This is a genomic window from Enterobacter sp. SM3 (genome assembly GCF_009811935.2).
GTDB lineage: Bacteria > Pseudomonadota > Gammaproteobacteria > Enterobacterales > Enterobacteriaceae > Enterobacter > Enterobacter asburiae_D.
Genome location: NZ_CP099971.1, coordinates 1,185,680 through 1,206,446 on the forward strand (window position 1 = coordinate 1,185,680; position 20,767 = coordinate 1,206,446).

Below are 20,767 nucleotides of genomic sequence, written 5' to 3' on the forward strand. Positions count from 1 at the left end.
TGTGGGAGAGGGCCGGGGTGAGGGCACCAGACCGCACCTGCCTTCACGCCCGGTGGCGCTTCGCTTACCGGGCCTACAAACGAATTAATTGGCGATGACGCCCGCCAGGGATCGAATATCGTTCCCGGTTGGCGACTGGTGAATACGCAGCCCAAATTCATCCACCACCGCGAAAATATGGTCGAAGATGTCGGCCTGAATCTCCTCATATTCTGCCCAGACCACCGTGTTGGTGAAGGCATAGATTTCAATCGGCAAACCATTCGCATCAGGCGCGAGCTGGCGCACCATCAGCGTCATATCTTTGCGAATACGGGGATGGTTGCGCAGATATTCATTCAGGTAGGCGCGGAAGGTGCCAATATTGGTCATCTTACGCAGGTTTAATACCGACTCCCCTTCGCCGTTCTTCTGATTCCACAGGTTAATTTCCTCGTGGCGCGCGGCCAGATAGGGCTTCAGCAGTTTCGCCTGAATGAGTTTCTGCTGCTCCTGCTCGTCGAGGAAATGAATGCTGGTGGTATCAATATTCAGGCTGCGCTTAATGCGTCGCCCGCCGGAGGCCGACATGCCGCTCCAGTTAATAAAGGCGTCAGAGACCAGGGCCCACGTCGGAATGGTGGTAATCGTATTATCGAAGTTGCGTACTTTAACGGTGGTCAGACCGATGTCCGTCACCGTGCCGTTGGCACCGTATTTCGGCATCTCCAGCCAGTCGCCGAGCTTGAGCATATCGTTGGCGGAAAGCTGAATCCCCGCCACAAGTCCGAGTATCGGGTCTTTAAACACCAGCATCAGCACGGCGGCCATGGCGCCCAGACCGCTTATCAGAATCGCCGGGGACTGACCGATCAGCAGGGAGATAATCAGAATCCCCACAAGGATGGCGCTTACCAGCTTGATGCCCTGGAAAATCCCTTTCAGCGGCAGCTGTGATGCGGTGGCCATTTTCTGCGACAGATTAAAAATCACGTCCAGCAGCGAGAAGAAGGAGAGCAGGGCATACACCATCACCCACAGCTTTGCGCATGTCGTGAGAATTTCCGCCGCTTCGCTGCCTTTTTGCAGCCACAGTACCGCCTGAACGTTGACGATTATCCCCTGAAGGGTGAAGGCCAGACGGTGAAATAATTTATTCTGGGTAATGATCTGCAGCCACAAATGGCTACTGGCCTGCGCGCGTTTTTCGAACGCGCGAAGCACCACTTTGTGCAGAATAAAATGAACGATGATGGCGGTAAGAAAAATAATACCAAAGATAATCACTAAAGAGGTGGTGTGATTAATTTCAATGCCTAACTCTTCAACCTGAGCAATTAATTCCTGCATAACGTCTCCTTTATTGATGCAGCCCCATAATGGCGGCTGCGGATCTATTATGCAAATTCACGGGCTTATTTGGTGGCCTGGCAGACCTTCACCACCGGCAGGCACAGGCGATGGCGGATGCGCAGTGTCGCCAGAGCAAGCACCACCATCATCGCCGTTTCCACCATCAGGAAGACGTTCACCGCCTGGGTGTAATCTCCGTGGTGGTTCTGCAGCGCGTGGAGCAAAATCGCGCCAAAAATGGCCGGGCCAAGCCCCAGCGCAGCCTGCTGCAGCGTGCTGAGAATGGCGCTCGCGGCCCCGGCGTCGTCAGGCTGGATATCGCGCATCCCGATGCGGTAGAAGCTGTTCACGATGAGCGCCTGCCCGTAGCCGACCAGCCCGGTCGCGGGCGCCAGCGTCAGCGCGGTATTCTCCATTCCCCAGACGCGGAACGTGGCGATCAGCGCCAGCAGGCCGACAATCTGGATCGCCAGACCGGTCAGCAGAATGGTACTGGTGCTGTAGCGAGCAATCAGCCGCGGCGCGAACCACGCGGAGATAAAATAAGTCACCCCAAGGGCGATGAAACTATTCCCCGACTGCCACGGCGCCATCCCCAGACCGGTTTGCATGGTCAGCGCCATACAGAACATAAAACCGGACCAGACGCTGAAAAAGAGCATCGCAATCAGTATGCCAAAGCGAACGCTGCGAAGCTGCAGCAGGCGCGGCGGGATCAGCGGGTGGGCATTCTCACGCTCCTTTTTGCGCGCATTCAGCGCCATCAGCCAGGCCAGTGGAATAATGGCGAGCAGCATCACCTTCAGCGGCCACGACCAGTGCCACTGGGGGCCGAGCGCCATCGGGAACAGCAGGCAGCAAAGCACGATCGCCAGCAGCACGGTGCCCGGCCAGTCTATGCGTGACGGCGTATCGCGGCGGGTTTCGGGTACGAAATGGCGACTCAGCGCCAGCACCACCAGACAGATCGGCACGTTGATAAAGAAGGCGTTGCGCCAGCCCAGCCCGGCAATATCCGCCGATACCAGCCAGCCGCCGCCCATTTGCCCGACGATAAACGCAATCCCACCGATGCCGCCAAACAGGCTGATGGCTTTTGCGTGGGCGGTACCTTTCAGCGTGACGTGCAGCGTGGCAAGAATTTGCGGCATGATCAGTGCCGCACCTGCTCCCTGAACGATGCGCGCGGCCAGCAGCTGTTCAATGTTCCCCGCCATCCCGCACAGCAGAGAGGCGAGGCCAAAGCTCGCGACGCCCCACATAAACAGGCGTCGACGGCCAAAGTTATCCCCCAGCTTGCTGCCGAGCGCCAGGCAGACGGCGAAGGCCACGCCGTAGAGGGCGACAATCAGCTCCAGCTCGGTGGCGGTGGCGTGCAGCGAGTGGGTGATGGCGTCCAGCGCCACGTTGGTGATTGAGGTATCAATCATCGGCAGCATCTGGCCGGTTAAGAGCAATATCAGGCCAGCGCGGCCCGGTGAAACAACTGACGTATTCATGGGATCTCCATTGCGTCATTCATCAGATGGTCGTAGCATCAACCATCTGATAAACGGGTACCAGTTCTTACTTATACTGGTACTGGCACTACCATGCAGGGGGATTTATGACCTTGATGTCTGAACCCGTCGTCTCACTTCAGGATGACACGCGAAAACAGCTGGGGGCATTTTTACGCGCGCGACGTGAAAGCCTCGATCCGCAGCGTCTCGGCCTGCCGCGCAGTGGTCGACGCCGCACGCCGGGCCTGCGCCGGGAGGAGGTGGCGATGCTCGCTGACGTCGGCGTGACCTGGTACACCTGGCTGGAGCAGGGCAGGGACGTCAACCCTTCGAGCGCGGTGATGGCCGCTGTGGCAAAAGCGCTGCAGTGCACCCCGACCGAGGCTCGGCACCTGTTTGTGCTGGCCGGGTTGCCGCCGGGTGAAGCCCCGCAGGCGGTCTGCTGCGAGGGCATCAGCGAAGGCACGCGCCGCCTGCTTGATACCCTGCTGCCAAAACCGGCCAGCATCCAGAAGCCCAACTTCGACATCGTGGCGTGGAACGACAGCTTTGGCCACCTGATGGGCGTGGATTTCAATGAAATCCCGCCGGAAGACCGCAACTGTATTTACCTGTTCCTCACCCATCCGGCGTGGCGCGCGCGTCTCGGCAGGCGCGACGACGTGCTGCCTATATTTGTCTCCTATTTCCGCGCGGCGATGGCCGAGCACCGGGGCGACCCGCTGTGGGAAGCCAAACTGGCGCGCTTCTTTGCGGTGTCCGAAGAGTTCAAAACCCTGTGGCACCAGCGCAACGACGTACGCGGCGTGGAGAACCAGCTCAAGCTGTTTACCCATCCCGAGCTGGGGGATTTTACGCTGCAGCAGATGTACTGGTACTCCGCGCCGCGAAACGGCTCGCGGCTGCTGGTGTATCTGCCGGTGGACGAGGCGGGGGAGCGGGCGATGGAATGGCTGGCGGAGCAGGGGAAATAAGTTTTTTGCGAGACGCTTTCAGGGAATCAAAGCGGATCCGGTTCAGCCTGTTAAAAACGGGTAAGGTGGGACACGAAAAGCTAAATTAGCCTTTAATGCAAATTGCCTTATATGCTAATATCATCAGGGATGAAATACCGTGTTCAGACTTATCGTTCATCAGGCGGTCAGGGAAGAGATTCTCTCACTGCCTGCTGGGGTCCAGGCAAAGCTGATTCGCCAGCTTGATAAATTACGTAGTAACCCGACAGCACTACGAGAACCCAACAGCAAACCCTTACCCTATGGTTTGTTTGAAATAAGAACCGTCGGGCTGATTCACACTCGTGGGATCTACGTATATCAGCGGGAAAAGACAATTTTTCTGCTGCGGGTGTTTATCAAGAAAACGCAAAAAACGCCCTCTGCTGAACTCCGTGTGGCATTGAAACGACAACAGGAGATGTTGGATGAGCAAAAAGATTATTGACTGGGATGAACTCAGAGCGGAGCTGTTAAGCAATTCAGAGGTACAGGCTTCTTTTGATGCAGAAGAGCGCAAGGAGCGCCTGCGGGAGATGCTAGCGCAATGGCGCGACCATGCTGGTCTGACGCGCGCACAGGTGGCGGAGCGAATGGGCGTCAGCGCACCTACCGTATCAAGAATGGAAGCGAATATAACCCGGGCGAGCCTTGATACCTTAACGCGTTATGCACTGGTGTGCGGGGTTAAACACCCGCAGATTACGCTTTATTGAAAACAGGCACGCCGGAACCCAGCGTGCCAACAGCCATTAGCACTCAGTCACAATCGTGCTCAGCGGCAGGCGTGACTTCGGTAGCGTGGCGTTGAAATCTTCCACGCTGTGGTGCCCAACCGGTACCACGACCAGGCTGGTGAAGCCTTTCTCTTTCAGGCCAAACTCTTCGTCAAGAATAGCGGCGTCGAAACCTTCAATCGGCACCGCGTCCAGACCCATCGCGCCCACGCCCAGCAGGAAGTTACCGACGTTCAGGTAAACCTGTTTCGCCATCCACTGGTCGTCATCTTTCAGATCCACGCGGTGCATGTCGGCGAAGTAGTGGCGGCCTTTATTGTTGGCAGCTTTAGCTTCTGGCGTGTTGAAACGGCCGTCGGCCTCTTCCTGATCCACGACGCGCTCCAGCCAGGCATCGTCCATCGCGGTTTTCGCGCAGAACACCACCACGTGAGAAGCGTCCAGCATTTTGCGTTCGTTGAACACATAGGTGCCCGCAGCGGATTTCGCCACGCGCGCTTTTCCTTCCTCGGTGCTGGCCACAATGAAGTGCCACGGCTGGGAGTTGGTGCTGGACGGGCTGTACTGCAGCAGGGTTTTGATTTTTTCCGCTTCTTCCGCGGTCAGTTTTTTGCTTGCGTCGAACGCCTTGGTAGAGTGGCGTTTCAGGGCGACAGAAATGATATCCATAACAACTCCTGGTGATGAAATTCGCCCGCTCGCGGGCGCGAAAGGAAAGCAGATTACCGTGCGAAGCGGCAAAAGATAAGTGCAATTCGAGCGCTTAATCTGTTCGTCTCAGACGAACAATCAGACCGGCCGGATCCACTTCTGGTCTTTTTTCGGCAGCTTATCCACCACCAGATTCCAGGAATCATTGATGAGGTCGGTCACCAGTTCCGGCGTTACGTCGTCGGTGCCGTAAAGGGAAATCCAGTGCTTTTTACTCAGGTGGTAGCCCGGCTCTATCCCGCGATAGATCTGCTGATTGAGCAGGGATTTCTCCGGGTCTGACTTCAGGCTGACGTGCGGCCGCCCATGTGCGACCGCGACGATCATGAAAATCTTTCCGCCTACTTTAAACACATCAAACTCCGGCCCAAACGGCCAACAGTGCTCGGTGAAGGGCAACTCAAGGGCCACGCGCATTGCGTGTTCCTGCAGGGATTTACTGTCCATCGCTATCCTCCTGAGCAAGCCCGCGCCACATGGCCTCAAAACCCAGCGCTTTAAAATCGACGGCGCGTGAAGGGTCGCGGGTGGCAAACTCCATGGTGGTTTCCGCCAGCGATAAGAAAAGCGCATCGCCAAACGTTTTAAATTCATCTGACATAAACACCGGGCGCACCGAGCGGCGGCACAGCTCATGGAGTTCCGGGAACATCTCCTTTACCGCCAGTTCCGTTTCGGTGCTCAGCTTTTCACTGACGCCAATCTGGCGGATAGCCGCATGAGAAACGGGGTTACGAATACCCCAGTCCACGTAGCTGTTCCAGATATTGCGGGTATGCTCTTTGGGAAGCGTGATGGTGCGATCGAGGTTTGCCAGCATGGCCTGGCAGAGATCCTGCTTCAGGTGCAGGTAGAGGGCATTCAGCAGATCGTCTTTAGTGGGAAAGTAGCGAAACAGGGTACCTTCGGCGACGCCCGCGTTACGGGCGATTAACGCCGTTGAGGCGGCGATACCTGACTGTGCAAATGCCACCGTTGCGGCTTCCAGTAAGGCCTGTTTTTTATCTTCACTCTTCGGACGTGCCACTAAATTTTTCCCCCTGTCAATTGTAAAAACCCTGATTGAAACACGTGCTTTGACACGCTGCAACGCGGAATGTCAAAGATCGAAAACGTCTTGACGACTTTATCATCATATCTATAATGAGTGCTTACTCACTCATAATCAAGTTTACCCCGCGCAAACTATCGGATGGGGCGCGTTTTCGGGTCAGGATATGAAAAAACCTCTCTTCATCTGCGTGGTATTAATCATGATCATAGCTTCAGCTGCGAGTTTACCGTTTGTTCTGAATGCCGGATTCGGCCAGCCACCGCAGGGTGAGCAGCTCACTGAAGTGGAGGCCTCCCCCCAGTATCGCGAGGGTAAATTCCACAATACGCTGCCGACGCCGGGTTATAACGGCGACAAAAATATGCTGGTCGCGACGTGGGATTTTCTGACCAAAAAAACCGAAAATGCGCGCCCGGCCCAGCCGCTGCCGCTGGTGAAAACCGATCTTGCAAGCCTGCCGCTGGAGCAGGACACCCTGGTGTGGCTCGGTCACTCTTCGTGGTACCTGCAGCTCGCGGGTAAACGCATCCTGATTGACCCGGTGCTCGGCAACTACGCCGCGCCGTTCTCGTTCCTGAATAAAGCCTTTGCCGGCGAGTATCCGTGGCGCGCTGAAAGCATGCCGGAAATCGACCTGCTGATTATCTCGCACGATCACTACGATCATCTGGATTACGCCACCATCAGGGCGCTACTGCCGAAGGTGAAGCGCGTGGTGACGCCGCTGGGCGTGGGATCCCACCTGCGCTACTGGGGAATGAAGCCTGAGATTATTGACGAGCGCGACTGGAACCAGTCGGTGCGCATCAGCGATGAATTAACGGTGCATGTTCTGCCGGCGCGTCACTTCTCCGGGCGCGGCATCAAGCGCGACCAGACCTTGTGGGGCAGCTTTATGTTCGTCACGCCAGAGCAGAAGGTTTATTACAGCGGGGATTCCGGCTACGGCCCGCACTTTAAGGCCATCGGCGAGCAGTTTGGCGAGGTGGATTTAGCCATTGTGGAAAACGGCCAGTACGACCAGGACTGGAAGTACATCCACATGCTGCCGGAGGAAACGGCGCAAGCCTCGGCGGATCTCAACGCCAAAGCCGTGGTGCCGGGGCACAACGGGCGTTTCGTGCTGGCGAAACATGCGTGGAACGACCCGCTGATCCAGCTGGCGCGCGCCAGCAAGGACAAAAATTATCGGCTGCTGACGCCGGAACTGGGTGAGCCCGTGCGGGTGAGTGATACCACTCAGGCATTTCGCGCGTGGTGGGAATAATGTTTAAGCGAGAAGCAGAGGGGGAGAGCAGCATGACCATTTCCGCTCAAGTCATCGACACTATCGTCGAATGGATCGACGACAATCTGCACCAGCCATTACGTATAGAAGAGATTGCCCGCCACGCGGGTTACTCGAAGTGGCACCTGCAGCGGTTGTTTATGCAGTACAAAGGGGAGAGCCTGGGGCGCTATATCCGTGAACGCAAGCTGCTGCTGGCGGCGCGCGACCTGCGTGAATCCGATGCGCGCGTGTACGATATCTGCCTGCGCTACGGGTTTGATTCGCAGCAGACGTTTACCCGCATCTTCACCCGTACGTTCAACCAGCCGCCGGGAGCGTACCGTAAAGAGAACCATAGCCAGACACATTAACATGTCGCGTCTAGGCCGGGTAAGGCGCAGCCGCCACCCGGCTTTTTTGTGGGCATGGTGCCCGTAAATTGCCCGGTGGCGCTACGCTTACCGGGCCTACAGATAGCTTACCAGCGGTAATTCACCGTTGCCGTCACCGTCCGGCCAATCCCGTAGAAGCACGCCGTATCGCTTGCGCACGACGCGACATACTTGGTGTCCGCCACGTTATTGACGTTGAACTGCACGCTCGCCCCCTTCAGGCTGCGGTTCATCTCGCCCAGATCGTAGCTCAGCATCGCGTCATACAGATCCACCGACGGCACCTTGAAGGTGTTCTTCGCATCGCCGTAGCTGGTGCCGATGTAGCGCATCCCCACGCCTGCGGTCAGACTCTTCAGCGCGCCGCCCGGAACGGTATAGCTGGCAAACGCCGATGCCATATGCGCCGGAATGCGCGCAGGCGTTTTGCCTTCTGTTCCCGCCACCGTCGTGCTTTTGGTTTTCGCATTGGTGTAGGTATACGAGCCAATCAGGTTGATGTTGTCCATCAGCGTGGAGTGGATTTCCGCCTCAACGCCTTTCGAACGCACCTTGCCCGCGTTCTCGAACCAGCCTTCGGCGCTGTTATAGGTCGCCACGTTGTCCTGGGTTAAATCGTACAGCGCGAGGGTCATCAGCGTGCTGTCGACCGGCTGATACTTCAGGCCAATCTCGGTCTGCTCCCCGGTGGTTGGCTTGAAGGGGGCAACGCCCGGCGCGCGGTTGGTTTGCAGGTTCGGTTCAAACGAGGTGCTGTAGCTGACGTACGGCGACAGGCCAGAATCGAACGCGTACAGCAGTCCGGTTCGCCAGGTGAACTTGCTGTCGTTCTGCTGGGTAACGCTGCCGTCGGTGAAGTCGTTGGTTCGCACTTCGCTCCAGTCGTAGCGCCCGGAGACCAGCCATTCCCAGCTGTTCCAGCTCATCTGATCCTGCAAATACAGCCCCATCTGGTCGAGATTTTGCTGCTCGGCGGAGGCGGTTTTGAAGGTGCTTTCATCCACGTTCACGCCGTACACCGGGTTCGTCCAGTCAAGGTCATACTGTGAACCGCTCCCGCGTGCCAGCAGCTGTTTATCTTTGCTGGTCTTGTAGTCGAACCCGCCGAGCAGGGTGTGGCTGACGCTGCCGGTCTCCAGCAGATACTCCAGCTGGTTATCCAGGCCAAATTCATTGGTGGTGCGCTCTTCATGCTGCGCGCGTCGCGTTAATACCGTGCTGTTGGCCGCGCTGCTGGCGTAGACGAGGTAACGGTATTTTTGTTTGATGGCGGCGTAACGCGCGTTCTGGCGGAAGGTGAGGTCGTCGGCGAACTGATGTTCCAGCTCGTAGCCGATCGTCGTCTGCTCGCGCCAGGACTGATTGTAATTCGGATCGCTGACGTTAAAGTCGCGCGGGATGTATTTTCCGTCGACGCTTTTGACCGTGCCGTAGGCGGGCAGGAAGTTGCGGTAGCCCGCGTCCGGATCCTTCTGGTAGCTGGTCAGCAGCGTAAAGCGGGTCTGGTCGTTCGGGTACCAGGTGATGGCAGGCGCAATCGCCATCCGCGTCTCTTTATAATCATCCACCTGATTATGCTGAGTACGGGCGATACCGTTGACGCGATACAGCACGCGGCCGTCGTCGCTCAGCCTGCCGCCGAAATCAAACGCGCCTTCGGCCAGATCGTTATTGCCGGTGCGGAACTGCACGTTATGGATGGGTTCCGCGGTCGGCCGTTTGCTGGTCATGCTGATTAACCCGCCAGGATTGACCTGACCAAACAGGACCGACGCCGGGCCACGCACCAGCTCCACGCGCTCCAGCAGCCACGGGTCAATCGTACCCGTCTGGGACGAGGCCGTCGCGCCGAAGCTCAGGCCGTCGAGGAATTTCGGCACATAGCTAAAGCCGCGCACGAAAACCTCGTCGTTACGGTTCGACGAGCCGCGGTACTCGGTAAACACGCCCGCCGAGTAGCGCAGCGCCTGCGAGACGGACGTCACGTCCTGCATGTTCATCTGATCGCGGGTGATCACCGATACCGACTGCGGCGTTTTCACGATCTCCGCGCGGGTCTTGGTCGCGGAGAGCGTCTGGGTTGCCACAATCCCTTTTACCGGGGCGGTGGGGTCTTCACTCACGCTCTGCGTCACCGTTATGGTTTCTTCTCTATTTTCAGCCTGAGCCGCCACGCTGGTCGTCGCCAGACTCAGCAGCCACAGCTGCATTATCTTATTATTCTTAAACATTTTTTCTACTCATCCTTGTTTGCTATCGCCATAAAAACACCGTTAAAACGCGTTAGATGATATTGCAAATTATTACCATTTGCATTAGCGTTGATAACAAATTTCGTCAGGGAACAAGCGGTAATGAAGAGGGTATGGAGCGGATTATTACTCGGGATAGGTGTGCTGCCTGCGGTGGCGGCAACCTGTGAACACTCTTCCCGGCAGGGAGACGTCCAAGGGAAGTTTGATGCCAGCGGTGAAGTCTGTTTTATGCTGCCAGAGCTTGCTGAAAATTATGTTTCGGCCACGCTGAATGGCGTAACGGATGCTCGCCTGCTGGACGGGCAAAACCGCCGCATTCGTACGCTGATTGAAAATGGGCCCGCCGATGGCGAACACGCGCTGCTGTTTGCCCTGCCGGTAAAGCAGAGCACCTCGCTGGTCCTGCACGGCGAAGCGGGTAAACCCTGGCGTTTTCAGTGGCGGATGAAAGAAACTTCCGCATTACCGCGCGTGCAGATGCTGGCGCCTGAAAGCCCGACGCTTCAGGCGCTGGCAAAAGAGATTGCTGCCGGAGGGCGTACCGACGCGTTCTGGCAGACGCAGATTCGGCAGGGAACGCCGATGGTGGAGCCGGTAGACGCAGAACACAAGCGCGTCACCTTCCTGTGGCGCGGCGCGCGGGATAACGTCTTTATTCTCGGCTCACCGGCGGGGGATCACGACCCGCTGTTTCGCCTGGGCAACAGCGACGTCTGGTTCCGCAGCTATGTGGTGCCCGCCGACACGGTGATGCAGTACAAGCTCGCGCCGGACGTGCCGATCGTCGAGGGTTCCGCACGCGACCAGCGCCGCGCGATCCTGGTGAGCGCCCAGGCCGATCCGCTCAACCCGAATACCTTTGGTGAACAGAAGGCGGATCGCTGGAATCGCTATTCGCTGCTCGATCTCAGTCCGTCACGCTATTGCTCCGTGCAGGCCACGGCCCAGCCGCTGGTCCACGGATCGTTAAGCCGCCAGAGCATCACAAGCAAAATCCTCGGTAATTCCCGCGAGGTGATGATCTATAAACCGCGCGGCGCACAGCCTGCACGCTGGACGCTCATCCTCTTCGACGGGCAGATTTATCAGGACGAGTACCATTTCGCTAACGTGCTGGACGGTCTGATCGCTCGCCATCATCTTCCGCCGATTAACGTGGTGTTTATCGACAGCCTCGATCACGCCCGACGCGGCAACGAGCTGCCGCCGAACCCGGATTTCGCCGACTTTATGGCGCATGAACTGCTGCCGTGGCTGCGCGGACAGGGCATCGCGATGCAGCGGCAGAAAACGGTGCTGGCGGGGTCGAGCTACGGGGGAATCGCGTCGTCATGGGTCGCGCTGCGCTATCCGCGCCTGTTTGGTAACGTGCTGAGTCTTTCAGGTTCGTACTGGTGGGCACCGAAAGGGGAGGCTCCCGGCTGGCTGACGCGGCAATATAATCAGTCGCCGCCATATCCGGTTCGCTTCTGGCTGCAGGCCGGAAAGTTTGAAACCATGGGGCCGGGCGGGGGCATTTATCGCACTACGCAGGATTTCGAACAGGCGTTGAGGGAGAAAGGGTATCGCGTCAGCTTCCATCCCTCATCCAGCGGCCACGATTACGCGGCCTGGTGTGAAGCGCTGATCCACGGCATGCGCGATTTCACCGGCTTACGACGCCAGTGAAAACCAGCGGCGCCAGACGAAACGCAGGATGAAGAATTCGATGGCGCCGAGCGCTAAAAACCACAGGCAGAACAGAATGGTGTAGAGCTGGTTTAGATCGACCATGTGGAAGGTCGTCATCAGCTTCTGCGCCAGCACCAGACCCAGCGAAGGCGCGGGTAACAGCAGACAGGAGATCAGGGCCAGCAATAAAATGCCCCCCGCCGTAAGCAGCGATTCTAACGGGTGTTTCATCGTAATGTTAATCGTCAGTTAAAAATGTCATTGTCCGGCATTCTGTAACGTAAAGCAATATCAGCCCCGCTGGCCTTTTTGAATAAGACAACGACATTATTACTGCGAATAAATAACAACATATGACCCGGTATTTATATTAATATCGCGTTATGTAAATAAACGTCCGTTTCAGGAAAATAATTTTACAAACATATAAGTGCTGTATCCAATTAACGTGGCAATAACAATGGCTGCGACAATGTATAACGCCAGGCGTCGTCCGCGATAAATACCAAACATGGTTCCCCCTCGTTTAGTGTTGGTTTAGAAATATTTTGTAAAAATCAGGTCATCGAAATAGTTTTAATCAGTTTTGAATAACCGAGAAGTCATTATATTGCGGTAGATCAATTTTACCCGCAAGACTTAAAAATGAATTTATTTAGCCAGAAAGGAATTCAGGCTTCTGTTCACCGGATATTGAAGGAAAAATACGATGACCGAAAAAAAATTGTCCCCAAACGTGCCGCCTTCCGGCGGGCTGGCATACCAGCAGACCGCAGCGCAGGTGCTTGCTCACACGCAGAGCCAGGCCAGCGGTCTGGATCGTGCAGAGGCGCAGGCACGTCTGCAAAAATCAGGTCCGAACGCGCTGCCGGAGAAAAAAGGTAAACCCGCCTGGCTGCGTTTTTTAGCCCATTTTAATGATGTGCTGATTTATGTCCTGCTGGCCGCCGCCGTATTAACGGCAGTAATGGGCCACTGGGTGGATACGCTGGTTATTCTGGGCGTCGCGGTAATCAATGCCTTAATTGGCCATATTCAGGAAAGCAACGCGGAAAAATCCCTGAAGAGTATTCGCAATATGCTCTCCAGCGAGGCGCGCGTTATTCGTAACGGCAATCACGAAACGATACCCACAACTGAAATAGTCCCGGGCGATATTATTGTATTACGCGCGGGGGATCGTATTCCGGCGGATATGCGTTTAATCGAAGCGCATAATTTACGCGTGGAAGAGGCGATTCTGACCGGTGAATCTACCGTGGTGGATAAGCACATTAATCCGCTGAGTGGCGAACTGCCGCTGGGAGACCGCACCAATATGGTCTTCTCCGGGACGACCGTAAGCGCGGGCGGCGGCGTCGGCGTGGTCACCGCGACCGGTAAGGAGACGGAGCTCGGCCACATCAACCAGATGATGGCGGGTATCGAAAAACACCGCACGCCGCTGCTGGTGCAGATGGACAAGCTGGGTAAAGCGATCTTCGCCATTATCCTGGCAATGATGGCCGCGCTGTTCGTCTTCAGCCTGGTGTTCCGCGAAATCCCAATGGGCGAGCTGCTGCTCTCCCTGATTAGCCTGGCGGTGGCCTCCGTGCCGGAAGGTCTGCCTGCGATTATCTCCATCATCCTCTCGCTGGGCGTACAGGCGATGGCGCGCAAGCGGGCGATTATCCGCAAGCTGCCGACGGTTGAAACTCTGGGCGCGATGACCGTGGTCTGCTCGGATAAAACCGGCACCCTGACCATGAACGAGATGACGGTGAAAGCCATCATCACCGCCGACGCCTGCTATCGCGTGGACGGCAACAGCTACGAGCCGGTGGGCAACATCTTCCTGGAAGGCAGCGACGAGCCGGTGCAGATCCAGCCGGGCACCGTGCTGGAGCAGTACCTGCGCACCATCGACCTGTGTAACGACAGCCAGATGATTCAGGACGAGCGCGGCCTGTGGGGCATTACCGGTGGGCCAACCGAGGGCGCGCTGAAGGTGCTGGCGGCGAAGGCCAGCCTTGAGCCGGTGATGACCACGCTGGTTAACAAGATCCCGTTCGACTCGCAGTATAAGTACATGAGTACCCACTACCAGATTGGCGGTGAGGAGCAGATCCTGATCACCGGCGCGCCGGACGTGATTTTCGCTCTATGCGCCAAGCAGCAGACCCGCAACGGTGCGGAAGCCTTCAACCGTGCGTACTGGGAAACCGAGATGGAGCGCTATGCGCGGCAGGGGCTGCGCATGGTCGCCGCGGCGTTCAAGCCGGCGAACGGCGAGCAGGAACTGACCCACGACGACCTGAGCCACGGCCTGATCTTCCTCGGCATCGCCGGGATGATGGATCCGCCGCGTCCGGAAGCGATTGATGCGATTAACGCCTGTCAGCAGGCGGGGATCCGCGTGAAGATGATCACCGGGGATCACCCGCAGACGGCGATGAGCATCGGCCAGATGCTGGGGATCACCAACAGCGAGCAGGCGGTTACCGGCTACGAGCTGGAGAAGATGGACGACGCCGCGCTGGCGGAAGCCGCAGTGAAGTATGACATCTTCGCCCGTACCAGCCCGGAGCATAAGCTGCGCCTGGTGAAAGCGCTGCAGGATAAAGGTGAAATCGTCGGCATGACCGGTGACGGCGTGAACGATGCCCCGGCGCTGCGTCAGGCTGACGTGGGCATCGCGATGGGCATCAAGGGCACGGAAGTGACCAAAGAGGCGGCGGACATGGTCCTGACGGACGATAACTTCGCCACCATCGCCAGCGCGGTGAAAGAGGGGCGTCGCGTTTACGACAACCTGAAGAAGACCATTCTGTTCATCATGCCGACCAACCTCGCGCAGGGGCTGCTGATTGTGATTGCGCTGCTGGCGGGCAACATCATTCCGCTGACGCCGGTGCTGATTCTGTGGATGAACATGGCCACCTCCGCCACGCTCTCCTTCGGCCTGGCCTTTGAGGCCGCCGAGCGCAACATCATGCGCCGTCCGCCGCGTCAGACCGGGCAGCACGTCATGGACGCCTACGCCGTGTGGCGCGTGGCCTTCGTCGGCACCATGATTGCTATAGCCGCCTTTGCGCTGGAAGCCTGGCTGGCCCCGCGCGGCCACAGCGCGGAGTTCATCCGCACCGTGCTGCTGCAGATGCTGGTCTGCGCCCAGTGGGTGTACATGATTAACTGCCGCAACACCGAGGGGTTCTCCCTGAACCGCGGCCTGCTGGCGAACAAAGGGATCTGGCTGGTGACGGGCGTGCTGTTCCTGCTCCAGGCGGCGATTATCTACCTGCCGTTTATGCAGATGCTGTTCGGCACCGAAGCCCTGCCGCTGCGCTACTGGTTTGTGACCCTGGCGGTGGCGGGCGTGATGTTCTTCGTCGTCGAAATCGAGAAGCGACTGACCCGCAGGTTCTGTAAGGCTGCATAACGAAAACCTTAAAACCTTACCCCTCACCCTAACCCTCTCCCCATAGGGGAGAGGGGACAGTCAGGTACTCTCCTTTGGGCTCGGTTTTCTCCCTCGCCCCTTTGGGGAGAGGGCCGGGGTGAGGGGAGACAACGCTGAGGTACTCCCATGAAATTCCCGGTTCTGTTAGCACTTCTTGTCAGTACCCTGCAACCCGCATTCGCCGCCGTCCTCCCCGTTCGCGTCGCCGCCGTGGAGCAGACCGCCCACGCCGCCGAGCGCCAGATCCCGGGCCGCATCGAAGCAATCCACACCGTTGAGCTGCGCGCCCGTACGGAAGGCGCGATCACCAAAATCCACTTCCGCGACGGGCAGTACGTGAAAAAAGGCGACGTGCTGTTCGAGCTGGACGACGCCGAACCGCGCGCCGCCCTGCGCCTGGCGCAGGCCGAGGTGAGAAGCGCCGAAGCCACGCTGCGTCAGGCGCAGCAGCAGCTTTCCCGCTTTGAAAGCCTGGGCAGCAGCAACGCCATCAGCCGTCACGACGTGGACAATGCCCGCATGCAGCGGGACGTGGCGAGCGCCGCGCTGGAGCAGGCCAAAGCCCGTCTCGACAACCGCAGCGTCATTCTGAACTACACCCGCATCGCCTCGCCGATTGGCGGGCGCGTGGGGCACAGCCAGTTCCACGTCGGCAGCCTGGTCAACCCTGCCAGCGGCGTGCTGGTGGAGGTCGTGCAGCTCGACCCCATTCGCATCGCCTTTGCGCTGGAAGAGGGGGCGTTTGCCACCAAAGCCGGACAGCATGCGGATATCAGCGCCATGAAGCAGGCCTGGCAGGCGTTAATTGACAGCAACGGCCAGCGCGTCAGCGGTGAGCTGACCTCCGTGGACAATCGCATCGACCCGCGCACCGCCAGCGTGATGCTGCGCGCCGAGTTTGCCAATCCGCGCCATCAGCTCCTGCCCGGCGGCAACGTGAACGTGTATTTGCGCCCAGCAAGCGAACAGCCGGTCCTGACCCTGCCCGCCGCCGCGGTCCAGCAGAACGGCGACGGGTTCTTCGCCTGGGTAGTTAACGCCGACGGTAAGACCGAAATGCGCCCGCTGAAAATTGCCGGTCAGATTGGCCAGCAGTTCCAGATTACCTCCGGCATGAAGCCCGGTGAGCGAGTGATTACTGACGGCGCGCAGCGCGTGCAGCCCGGCACCGCCGTCCAGATACTGAATTAAGGAGCCATCATGCTGACGTTTTTCATCAAACGCCCGCGCTTCGCGATGGTGATTGCTCTGGTCGTTACCCTGCTGGGGGCCATCGCGCTGAGAATTATCCCGGTGGAGCAGTACCCGCAGATCACGCCGCCGGTGGTGAATGTGTCGGCCAGCTGGCCGGGTGCCAGCTCGGCTGACGTGGCGGAGGCCATCGCCACGCCGCTGGAGACTCAGCTGAACGGCGTGGATCACATGCTCTATATGGAGTCGACCAGTTCGGACGAAGGCACCTATAGCCTGAACATTACCTTTGCGGCGGGCACCGATCCGGACCTTGCCGCCATCGACGTGCAAAACCGCGTGGCGCAGGCCGTGGCGCAGCTCCCGACCGAGGCGCAGCAAAACGGCGTGCAGGTGCGCAAGCGCGCCACCAACCTGATGATGGGGGTAAGTCTTTACTCACCGAACAACACCCACACGCCGCTGTTCGTCAGCAACTACGCCAGCACCCAGGTGCGCGAGGCGCTGTCCCGCCTGCCGGGCGTCGGGCAGGTGCAGATGTTTGGCGCGCGCGACTACAGCATGCGCATCTGGCTGCGTCCGGACCGCATGAACGCCCTGAACGTCACCACCGACGACGTGGCGCAGGCGCTGCGCGAGCAGAACGTGCAGGGGGCGGCAGGCCAGGTCGGCACGCCGCCGGTGTTTAACGGTCAGCAGCAGACCCTGACCATCAACGGGCTGGGGCGCCTGAATCAGGCCGAAGACTTTGCCGACATCATTATCCGCGCGGGCGAGATGGGCCAGCTGGTGCGCCTGAAGGACGTCGCCACCATCGAGCTCGGCTCGCGCAGCTACAGCTCCGGCGCGCAGCTGAACGGGCACGACTCCGCCTACCTCGGCATCTACCCGACGCCGTCCGCCAACGCCCTGCGCGTGGCCGATGCGGTGCGCGCGGAGCTGGAGCGCCTCTCGACGCGCTTCCCGGACGACCTGGTCTACGAGGTGAAATTCGACACCACCTCCTTTGTTGCCGCCACCATTAAGGAGATCGGCGTCTCGCTGGCGCTCACCATGCTGGCGGTTGTGGTGGTCGTTTCCCTGTTCCTGCAAAGCTGGCGCGCAACGCTGATTGTCGCGCTCGCCATTCCGGTGTCGCTGGTGGGCACCTTCGCGGTGCTCTACACGCTCGGCTACTCCGCCAACACCCTTAGCCTGTTTGCCATCATTCTGGCGCTGACCATGGTGGTGGATGACGCCATCGTGGTGGTGGAGAGCGTCGAAACCCTGATGGCGGAAGGGCAGAGCCGCACGGCGGCGACCGCGCTGGCGCTGCGCCAGATTGCCGGGCCGGTCATCGCAACGACGCTGGTGCTGCTGGCGGTGTTTGTGCCGGTGGCGCTCCTGCCGGGGATTGTCGGCGAGCTGTACCGCCAGTTCGCGGTGACGCTCTCCACCGCCGTCACGCTCTCAAGCCTCGTGGCGCTGACCCTGACGCCCGCCCTGTGCGCGATGCTGCTGCGTCCGCGCCCGGAGAAACCTGCGGCGGTTTATCGCGCCTTTAACCGCGGGCTGGACGCCACGCGCGGTTTCTACACCCGCATCGTGCATGTCTTAAACCAGCGTCCGTGGCTGGCGCTGCTGGCTACCGCGGGCGCGGCGGCCGTGGTAGCGTTCAGCTTTACGTCGATGCCAAAGGGCTTTCTGCCGCAGGAAGATCAGGGCTACTTCTTCGCCAGCGTCCAGCTGCCGGAAGCGGCCTCGCTGGAGCGCACCGAGGCGGTGATGACCACGGCGCGTGAACTGATCGCTAAAAATCCGGCGGTGGAAGACGTGATTCAGGTCTCCGGGTTTAACATCCTCAACGGCACCAGCGCCTCCAACGGCGGGTTTATCTCCATCATGCTCAAAGACTGGAGCGAGCGTCCGCCGCTGGACGAGGTGATGGGCACCCTGCAGCGCCAGCTGCTGGCCCTGCCGGAGGCGACCATCATGACCTTCGCGCCGCCGACGCTGCCGGGGCTGGGCAACGCCTCCGGCTTCGACCTGCGCATCCAGGCGCAGGCGGGGCAGAGCCCGGCGGAGCTGGAGCGCGTGACGCGTGAGGTGCTGGCGAAAGCCAACCAGCACCCGCAGCTGAGCCGCGTGTTCACCACCTGGAGCAGCAACGTGCCGCAGCTGACGCTGACCGTTGACCGCGAGCGCGCCGCGCGCCTCGACGTGCCGGTGTCGCGCATCTTCAGCAGCCTGCAAACCGCCTTTGGCGGCACGCGCGCCGGGGATTTCAGCGTCAACAACCGCGTCTACCACGTGGTGATGCAAAACGAGATGCAGTGGCGCGAGCGCGCCGAGCAAATCAGCGAGCTGTTCGTGCGCAGCAACAGCGGCGAGCGGGTGCGCCTGAGCAATCTGGTCACCATTACGCCGAGCGTCGGCGCGCCGTTTCTGCAGCAGTACAACCAGTTCCCGTCCGTGTCGGTGAGCGGCTCGGCGGCGGAAGGAGTGAGCAGCAGCACCGCGATGGCGGCGATGGGCGAGATTCTGGCGGAAAACCTGCCAGCCGGGTACGACTATGCCTGGAGCGGCATGTCGTATCAGGAGCAGCAGACCGGCAATCAGGCGATATGGATCGTGCTGGCGGCGGTGGTGATGGCGTGGCTGTTCCTCGTCGCCCAGTACGAGAGCTGGACGCTCCCGGCGAGCGTGATGCTCTCGGTGCTGTTCGCCATCGGCGGGGCGCTGGTCTGGCTGTGGCTGGCGGGCTACGCCAACGACGTGTACGTGCAGATAGGCCTGGTGCTGCTGATCGCGCTAGCGGCTAAAAACGCGATTCTTATCGTGGAGTTCGCCCGCGCGCGGCGCATGGACGGGATGGCGATTGTCGATGCCGCGCGGGAAGGGGCCTCGCGCCGCTTCCGCGCGGTGATGATGACCGCCGTGTCGTTCATTATCGGCGTCCTGCCCATGATGCTGGCGACCGGGGCAGGTGCCCAGAGCCGCCGCATCATCGGCACCACGGTGTTCAGCGGCATGCTGGTGGCGACCGTGGTGGGGATCCTGTTCATCCCCGCGCTGTTCGTGCTGTTCCAGCGCCTGCGCGAGTGGGGCCACGGCCTTACGGACTCGTCGCCCACAGCTCGCAGTGCTTCTGCACCAGAGAGATCAGCGAGCCGCCGTCGGCGATAAACTCCCGCATGCGCTGCGCCTCGCTCTTGCCCTGCTTTAACAGCAGGGCAATTTCATTGATTGCGCTCGTCGCGCCGAGCTTCTCGGCCGACGGCGCAACCTGCTCCAGCAGCCACGAAATGTCTTCCGCCACGGTTTTGTGCTCGCCGGTGTGCACGTCCGTCAGGATCCCCTCCAGCCCGTAGCGGCACGCCTGAAAACGGTTAAAGCGGTACAGCAGAAAATCTTTTTCCTGATGCTTATAGGGCCGCGCGGTTAGCAGCCAGTGGGACGTCGCCTGTATAAGCCCGGCGATGTTAATGGCGTGGCCGAGCGTCAGCGGCGTATCCATCACCCGCACCTCGACGGTGCCGAAGTGCGGGCTGGGGCGGATGTCCCAGTGCAGATCCTTAATGCTGTCGATCATGCTGGTCGAACTCAGGCGGCGGAACAGCCCTTCGAACTCCTGCCAGCTGTTGACCCACGGCATCTGGCCGTTATCCGGGAACCCGGAGAAGATGTTGAGTCGCGACGAGGAGAACTTCGTGTCCGTGCCCTGCATATACGGCGAGGCGGCCGCCAGGGCGATAAAGTGCGGCACGAAGCGCGACAGGCCGTGCAGCAGGTAAATCGCGTCGTCCCCGGTTCGACACCCCACATGCACGTGCTGGCCGAACACCGTTGCCTGCAAAATCAGATAGCCAAAGCGCTCCAGCGTGACGTTATAGCGCTCGTCGTCGCAGACCTCCTGACGCTGCCACTTCTGGAACGGGTGCGTCCCGCCGCCGCAGATCTGGATATGCTGCTCCGCCGCCGCGCGCAGGATGCTCTGCTGCATCACCGAGAACTGCGCCGCCGCCTGGTCGATGTTCTGGCATACGCCGGTGGCGATTTCGAGCATGCTTTCGGTGATGTCGTGTTTGACCTCGCCGCCTTTGATGTCGTCTTTGACGGCGGCGATGAGCGCGGAGGAGTCCTGGCTGAGATCGTAGCCAGGCGGGTTAACCACCTGCAGCTCAAGCTCAATGCCGAGGGTAAAAGGTTCAGAGGATTTGAAATCGGGTAAAGGCATGG

Annotated in this window: 17 protein-coding genes; 9 read left to right on the top strand and 8 right to left on the bottom strand. The window is 59.4% G+C overall.

Annotation, left to right across the window (positions count from 1 at the left end; genetic code table 11):
• Positions 1–84: 84 nt before the first annotated feature.
• Together GVO84_RS05450 and GVO84_RS05455 are read right to left on the bottom strand one after the other, a co-directional pair.
• Positions 85–1,329 carry a mechanosensitive ion channel family protein gene (locus GVO84_RS05450; RefSeq protein ID WP_032662934.1) on the bottom strand — a complete coding sequence of 415 codons (1,245 nt, stop codon included), beginning with the start codon at positions 1,327–1,329 and terminating at the stop codon, positions 85–87.
• Between the two features lie 65 nt (positions 1,330–1,394).
• Positions 1,395–2,831 (bottom strand): MFS transporter, encoded by a 1,437-nt coding sequence (locus tag GVO84_RS05455; RefSeq protein ID WP_159513596.1) that lies wholly within the window; start codon positions 2,829–2,831, stop codon positions 1,395–1,397.
• A gap of 107 nt (positions 2,832–2,938) precedes the next feature.
• Here GVO84_RS05455 and GVO84_RS05460 point away from each other — a divergent pair, with 107 nt between their 5' ends.
• From GVO84_RS05460 to GVO84_RS05470, 3 genes are all read left to right on the top strand, one after another.
• Positions 2,939–3,808 carry a helix-turn-helix transcriptional regulator gene (locus GVO84_RS05460; RefSeq protein ID WP_159513597.1) on the top strand — a complete coding sequence of 290 codons (870 nt, stop codon included), beginning with the start codon at positions 2,939–2,941 and terminating at the stop codon, positions 3,806–3,808.
• Positions 3,809–3,947: 139 nt separating this feature from the next.
• Complete coding sequence (locus GVO84_RS05465) at positions 3,948–4,277, top strand: type II toxin-antitoxin system RelE/ParE family toxin (protein WP_121425536.1); 330 nt, start codon at positions 3,948–3,950, stop codon at positions 4,275–4,277.
• Complete coding sequence (locus tag GVO84_RS05470; protein WP_121425535.1) at positions 4,258–4,545, top strand: helix-turn-helix domain-containing protein; 288 nt, start codon at positions 4,258–4,260, stop codon at positions 4,543–4,545. Before GVO84_RS05465 ends, GVO84_RS05470 begins: the two co-directional genes overlap by 20 nt.
• A 36-nt stretch (positions 4,546–4,581) precedes the next feature.
• On the opposite strand, the gene nfsB is transcribed toward GVO84_RS05470, so the two are convergent.
• The 3 genes from nfsB to GVO84_RS05485 form a co-directional block, all read right to left on the bottom strand.
• Positions 4,582–5,235 (bottom strand): oxygen-insensitive NAD(P)H nitroreductase, encoded by a 654-nt coding sequence (nfsB, locus tag GVO84_RS05475; protein ID WP_121425534.1) that lies wholly within the window; start codon positions 5,233–5,235, stop codon positions 4,582–4,584.
• Positions 5,236–5,355: 120 nt separating this feature from the next.
• Positions 5,356–5,724, bottom strand: a complete 369-nt coding sequence (locus GVO84_RS05480) for an MmcQ/YjbR family DNA-binding protein (protein WP_032662927.1) — start codon at positions 5,722–5,724, stop codon at positions 5,356–5,358.
• On the bottom strand, positions 5,714–6,304 hold the full coding sequence (locus GVO84_RS05485; protein WP_159513598.1) for a TetR/AcrR family transcriptional regulator: 591 nt from the start codon (positions 6,302–6,304) through the stop codon (positions 5,714–5,716). The genes GVO84_RS05480 and GVO84_RS05485 overlap by 11 nt, the downstream gene beginning before the upstream one ends.
• Positions 6,305–6,494: 190 nt before the next feature.
• Between GVO84_RS05485 and GVO84_RS05490 the strand changes: the two genes are divergently transcribed.
• Both GVO84_RS05490 and GVO84_RS05495 read left to right on the top strand, forming a co-directional pair.
• Positions 6,495–7,598 carry an MBL fold metallo-hydrolase gene (locus tag GVO84_RS05490; RefSeq protein WP_159513599.1) on the top strand — a complete coding sequence of 368 codons (1,104 nt, stop codon included), beginning with the start codon at positions 6,495–6,497 and terminating at the stop codon, positions 7,596–7,598.
• A gap of 32 nt (positions 7,599–7,630) precedes the next feature.
• Positions 7,631–7,972 carry a RamA family antibiotic efflux transcriptional regulator gene (locus GVO84_RS05495; protein ID WP_010428317.1) on the top strand — a complete coding sequence of 114 codons (342 nt, stop codon included), beginning with the start codon at positions 7,631–7,633 and terminating at the stop codon, positions 7,970–7,972.
• A gap of 107 nt (positions 7,973–8,079) precedes the next feature.
• Here GVO84_RS05495 and GVO84_RS05500 read toward each other — a convergent pair whose 3' ends face one another.
• Positions 8,080–10,224, bottom strand: coding sequence for a TonB-dependent siderophore receptor (locus GVO84_RS05500; RefSeq protein WP_159513600.1), 2,145 nt, complete (start codon positions 10,222–10,224; stop codon positions 8,080–8,082).
• A gap of 123 nt (positions 10,225–10,347) precedes the next feature.
• Between GVO84_RS05500 and GVO84_RS05505 the strand changes: the two genes are divergently transcribed.
• Positions 10,348–11,916, top strand: a complete 1,569-nt coding sequence (locus GVO84_RS05505; RefSeq protein ID WP_159513601.1) for an alpha/beta hydrolase-fold protein — start codon at positions 10,348–10,350, stop codon at positions 11,914–11,916.
• On the opposite strand, the gene GVO84_RS05510 is transcribed toward GVO84_RS05505, so the two are convergent.
• The gene (locus GVO84_RS05510) at positions 11,902–12,150 is read right to left on the bottom strand and encodes a DUF1158 domain-containing protein (protein WP_010428319.1); all 249 of its coding nucleotides are present in this window, start codon (positions 12,148–12,150) and stop codon (positions 11,902–11,904) included. The two genes, GVO84_RS05505 and GVO84_RS05510, sit on opposite strands and share 15 nt — an antisense overlap.
• Before the next feature lie 478 nt (positions 12,151–12,628).
• Here GVO84_RS05510 and GVO84_RS05515 point away from each other — a divergent pair, with 478 nt between their 5' ends.
• From GVO84_RS05515 to GVO84_RS05525, 3 genes are all read left to right on the top strand, one after another.
• On the top strand, positions 12,629–15,337 hold the full coding sequence (locus GVO84_RS05515; protein WP_159513602.1) for a cation-transporting P-type ATPase: 2,709 nt from the start codon (positions 12,629–12,631) through the stop codon (positions 15,335–15,337).
• A 147-nt stretch (positions 15,338–15,484) separates the two neighbouring features.
• A complete protein-coding gene (locus GVO84_RS05520) occupies positions 15,485–16,549 on the top strand; it encodes an efflux RND transporter periplasmic adaptor subunit (protein ID WP_159513603.1) in 1,065 nt (354 codons plus the stop codon).
• A gap of 9 nt (positions 16,550–16,558) precedes the next feature.
• The gene (locus GVO84_RS05525; RefSeq protein WP_159513604.1) at positions 16,559–19,714 is read left to right on the top strand and encodes an efflux RND transporter permease subunit; all 3,156 of its coding nucleotides are present in this window, start codon (positions 16,559–16,561) and stop codon (positions 19,712–19,714) included.
• Here the strand turns inward: GVO84_RS05525 and GVO84_RS05530 are convergent.
• A complete protein-coding gene (locus tag GVO84_RS05530) occupies positions 19,644–20,765 on the bottom strand; it encodes a YbdK family carboxylate-amine ligase (RefSeq protein ID WP_023334807.1) in 1,122 nt (373 codons plus the stop codon). The genes GVO84_RS05525 and GVO84_RS05530 overlap by 71 nt on opposite strands.
• Positions 20,766–20,767: the final 2 nt, after the last annotated feature.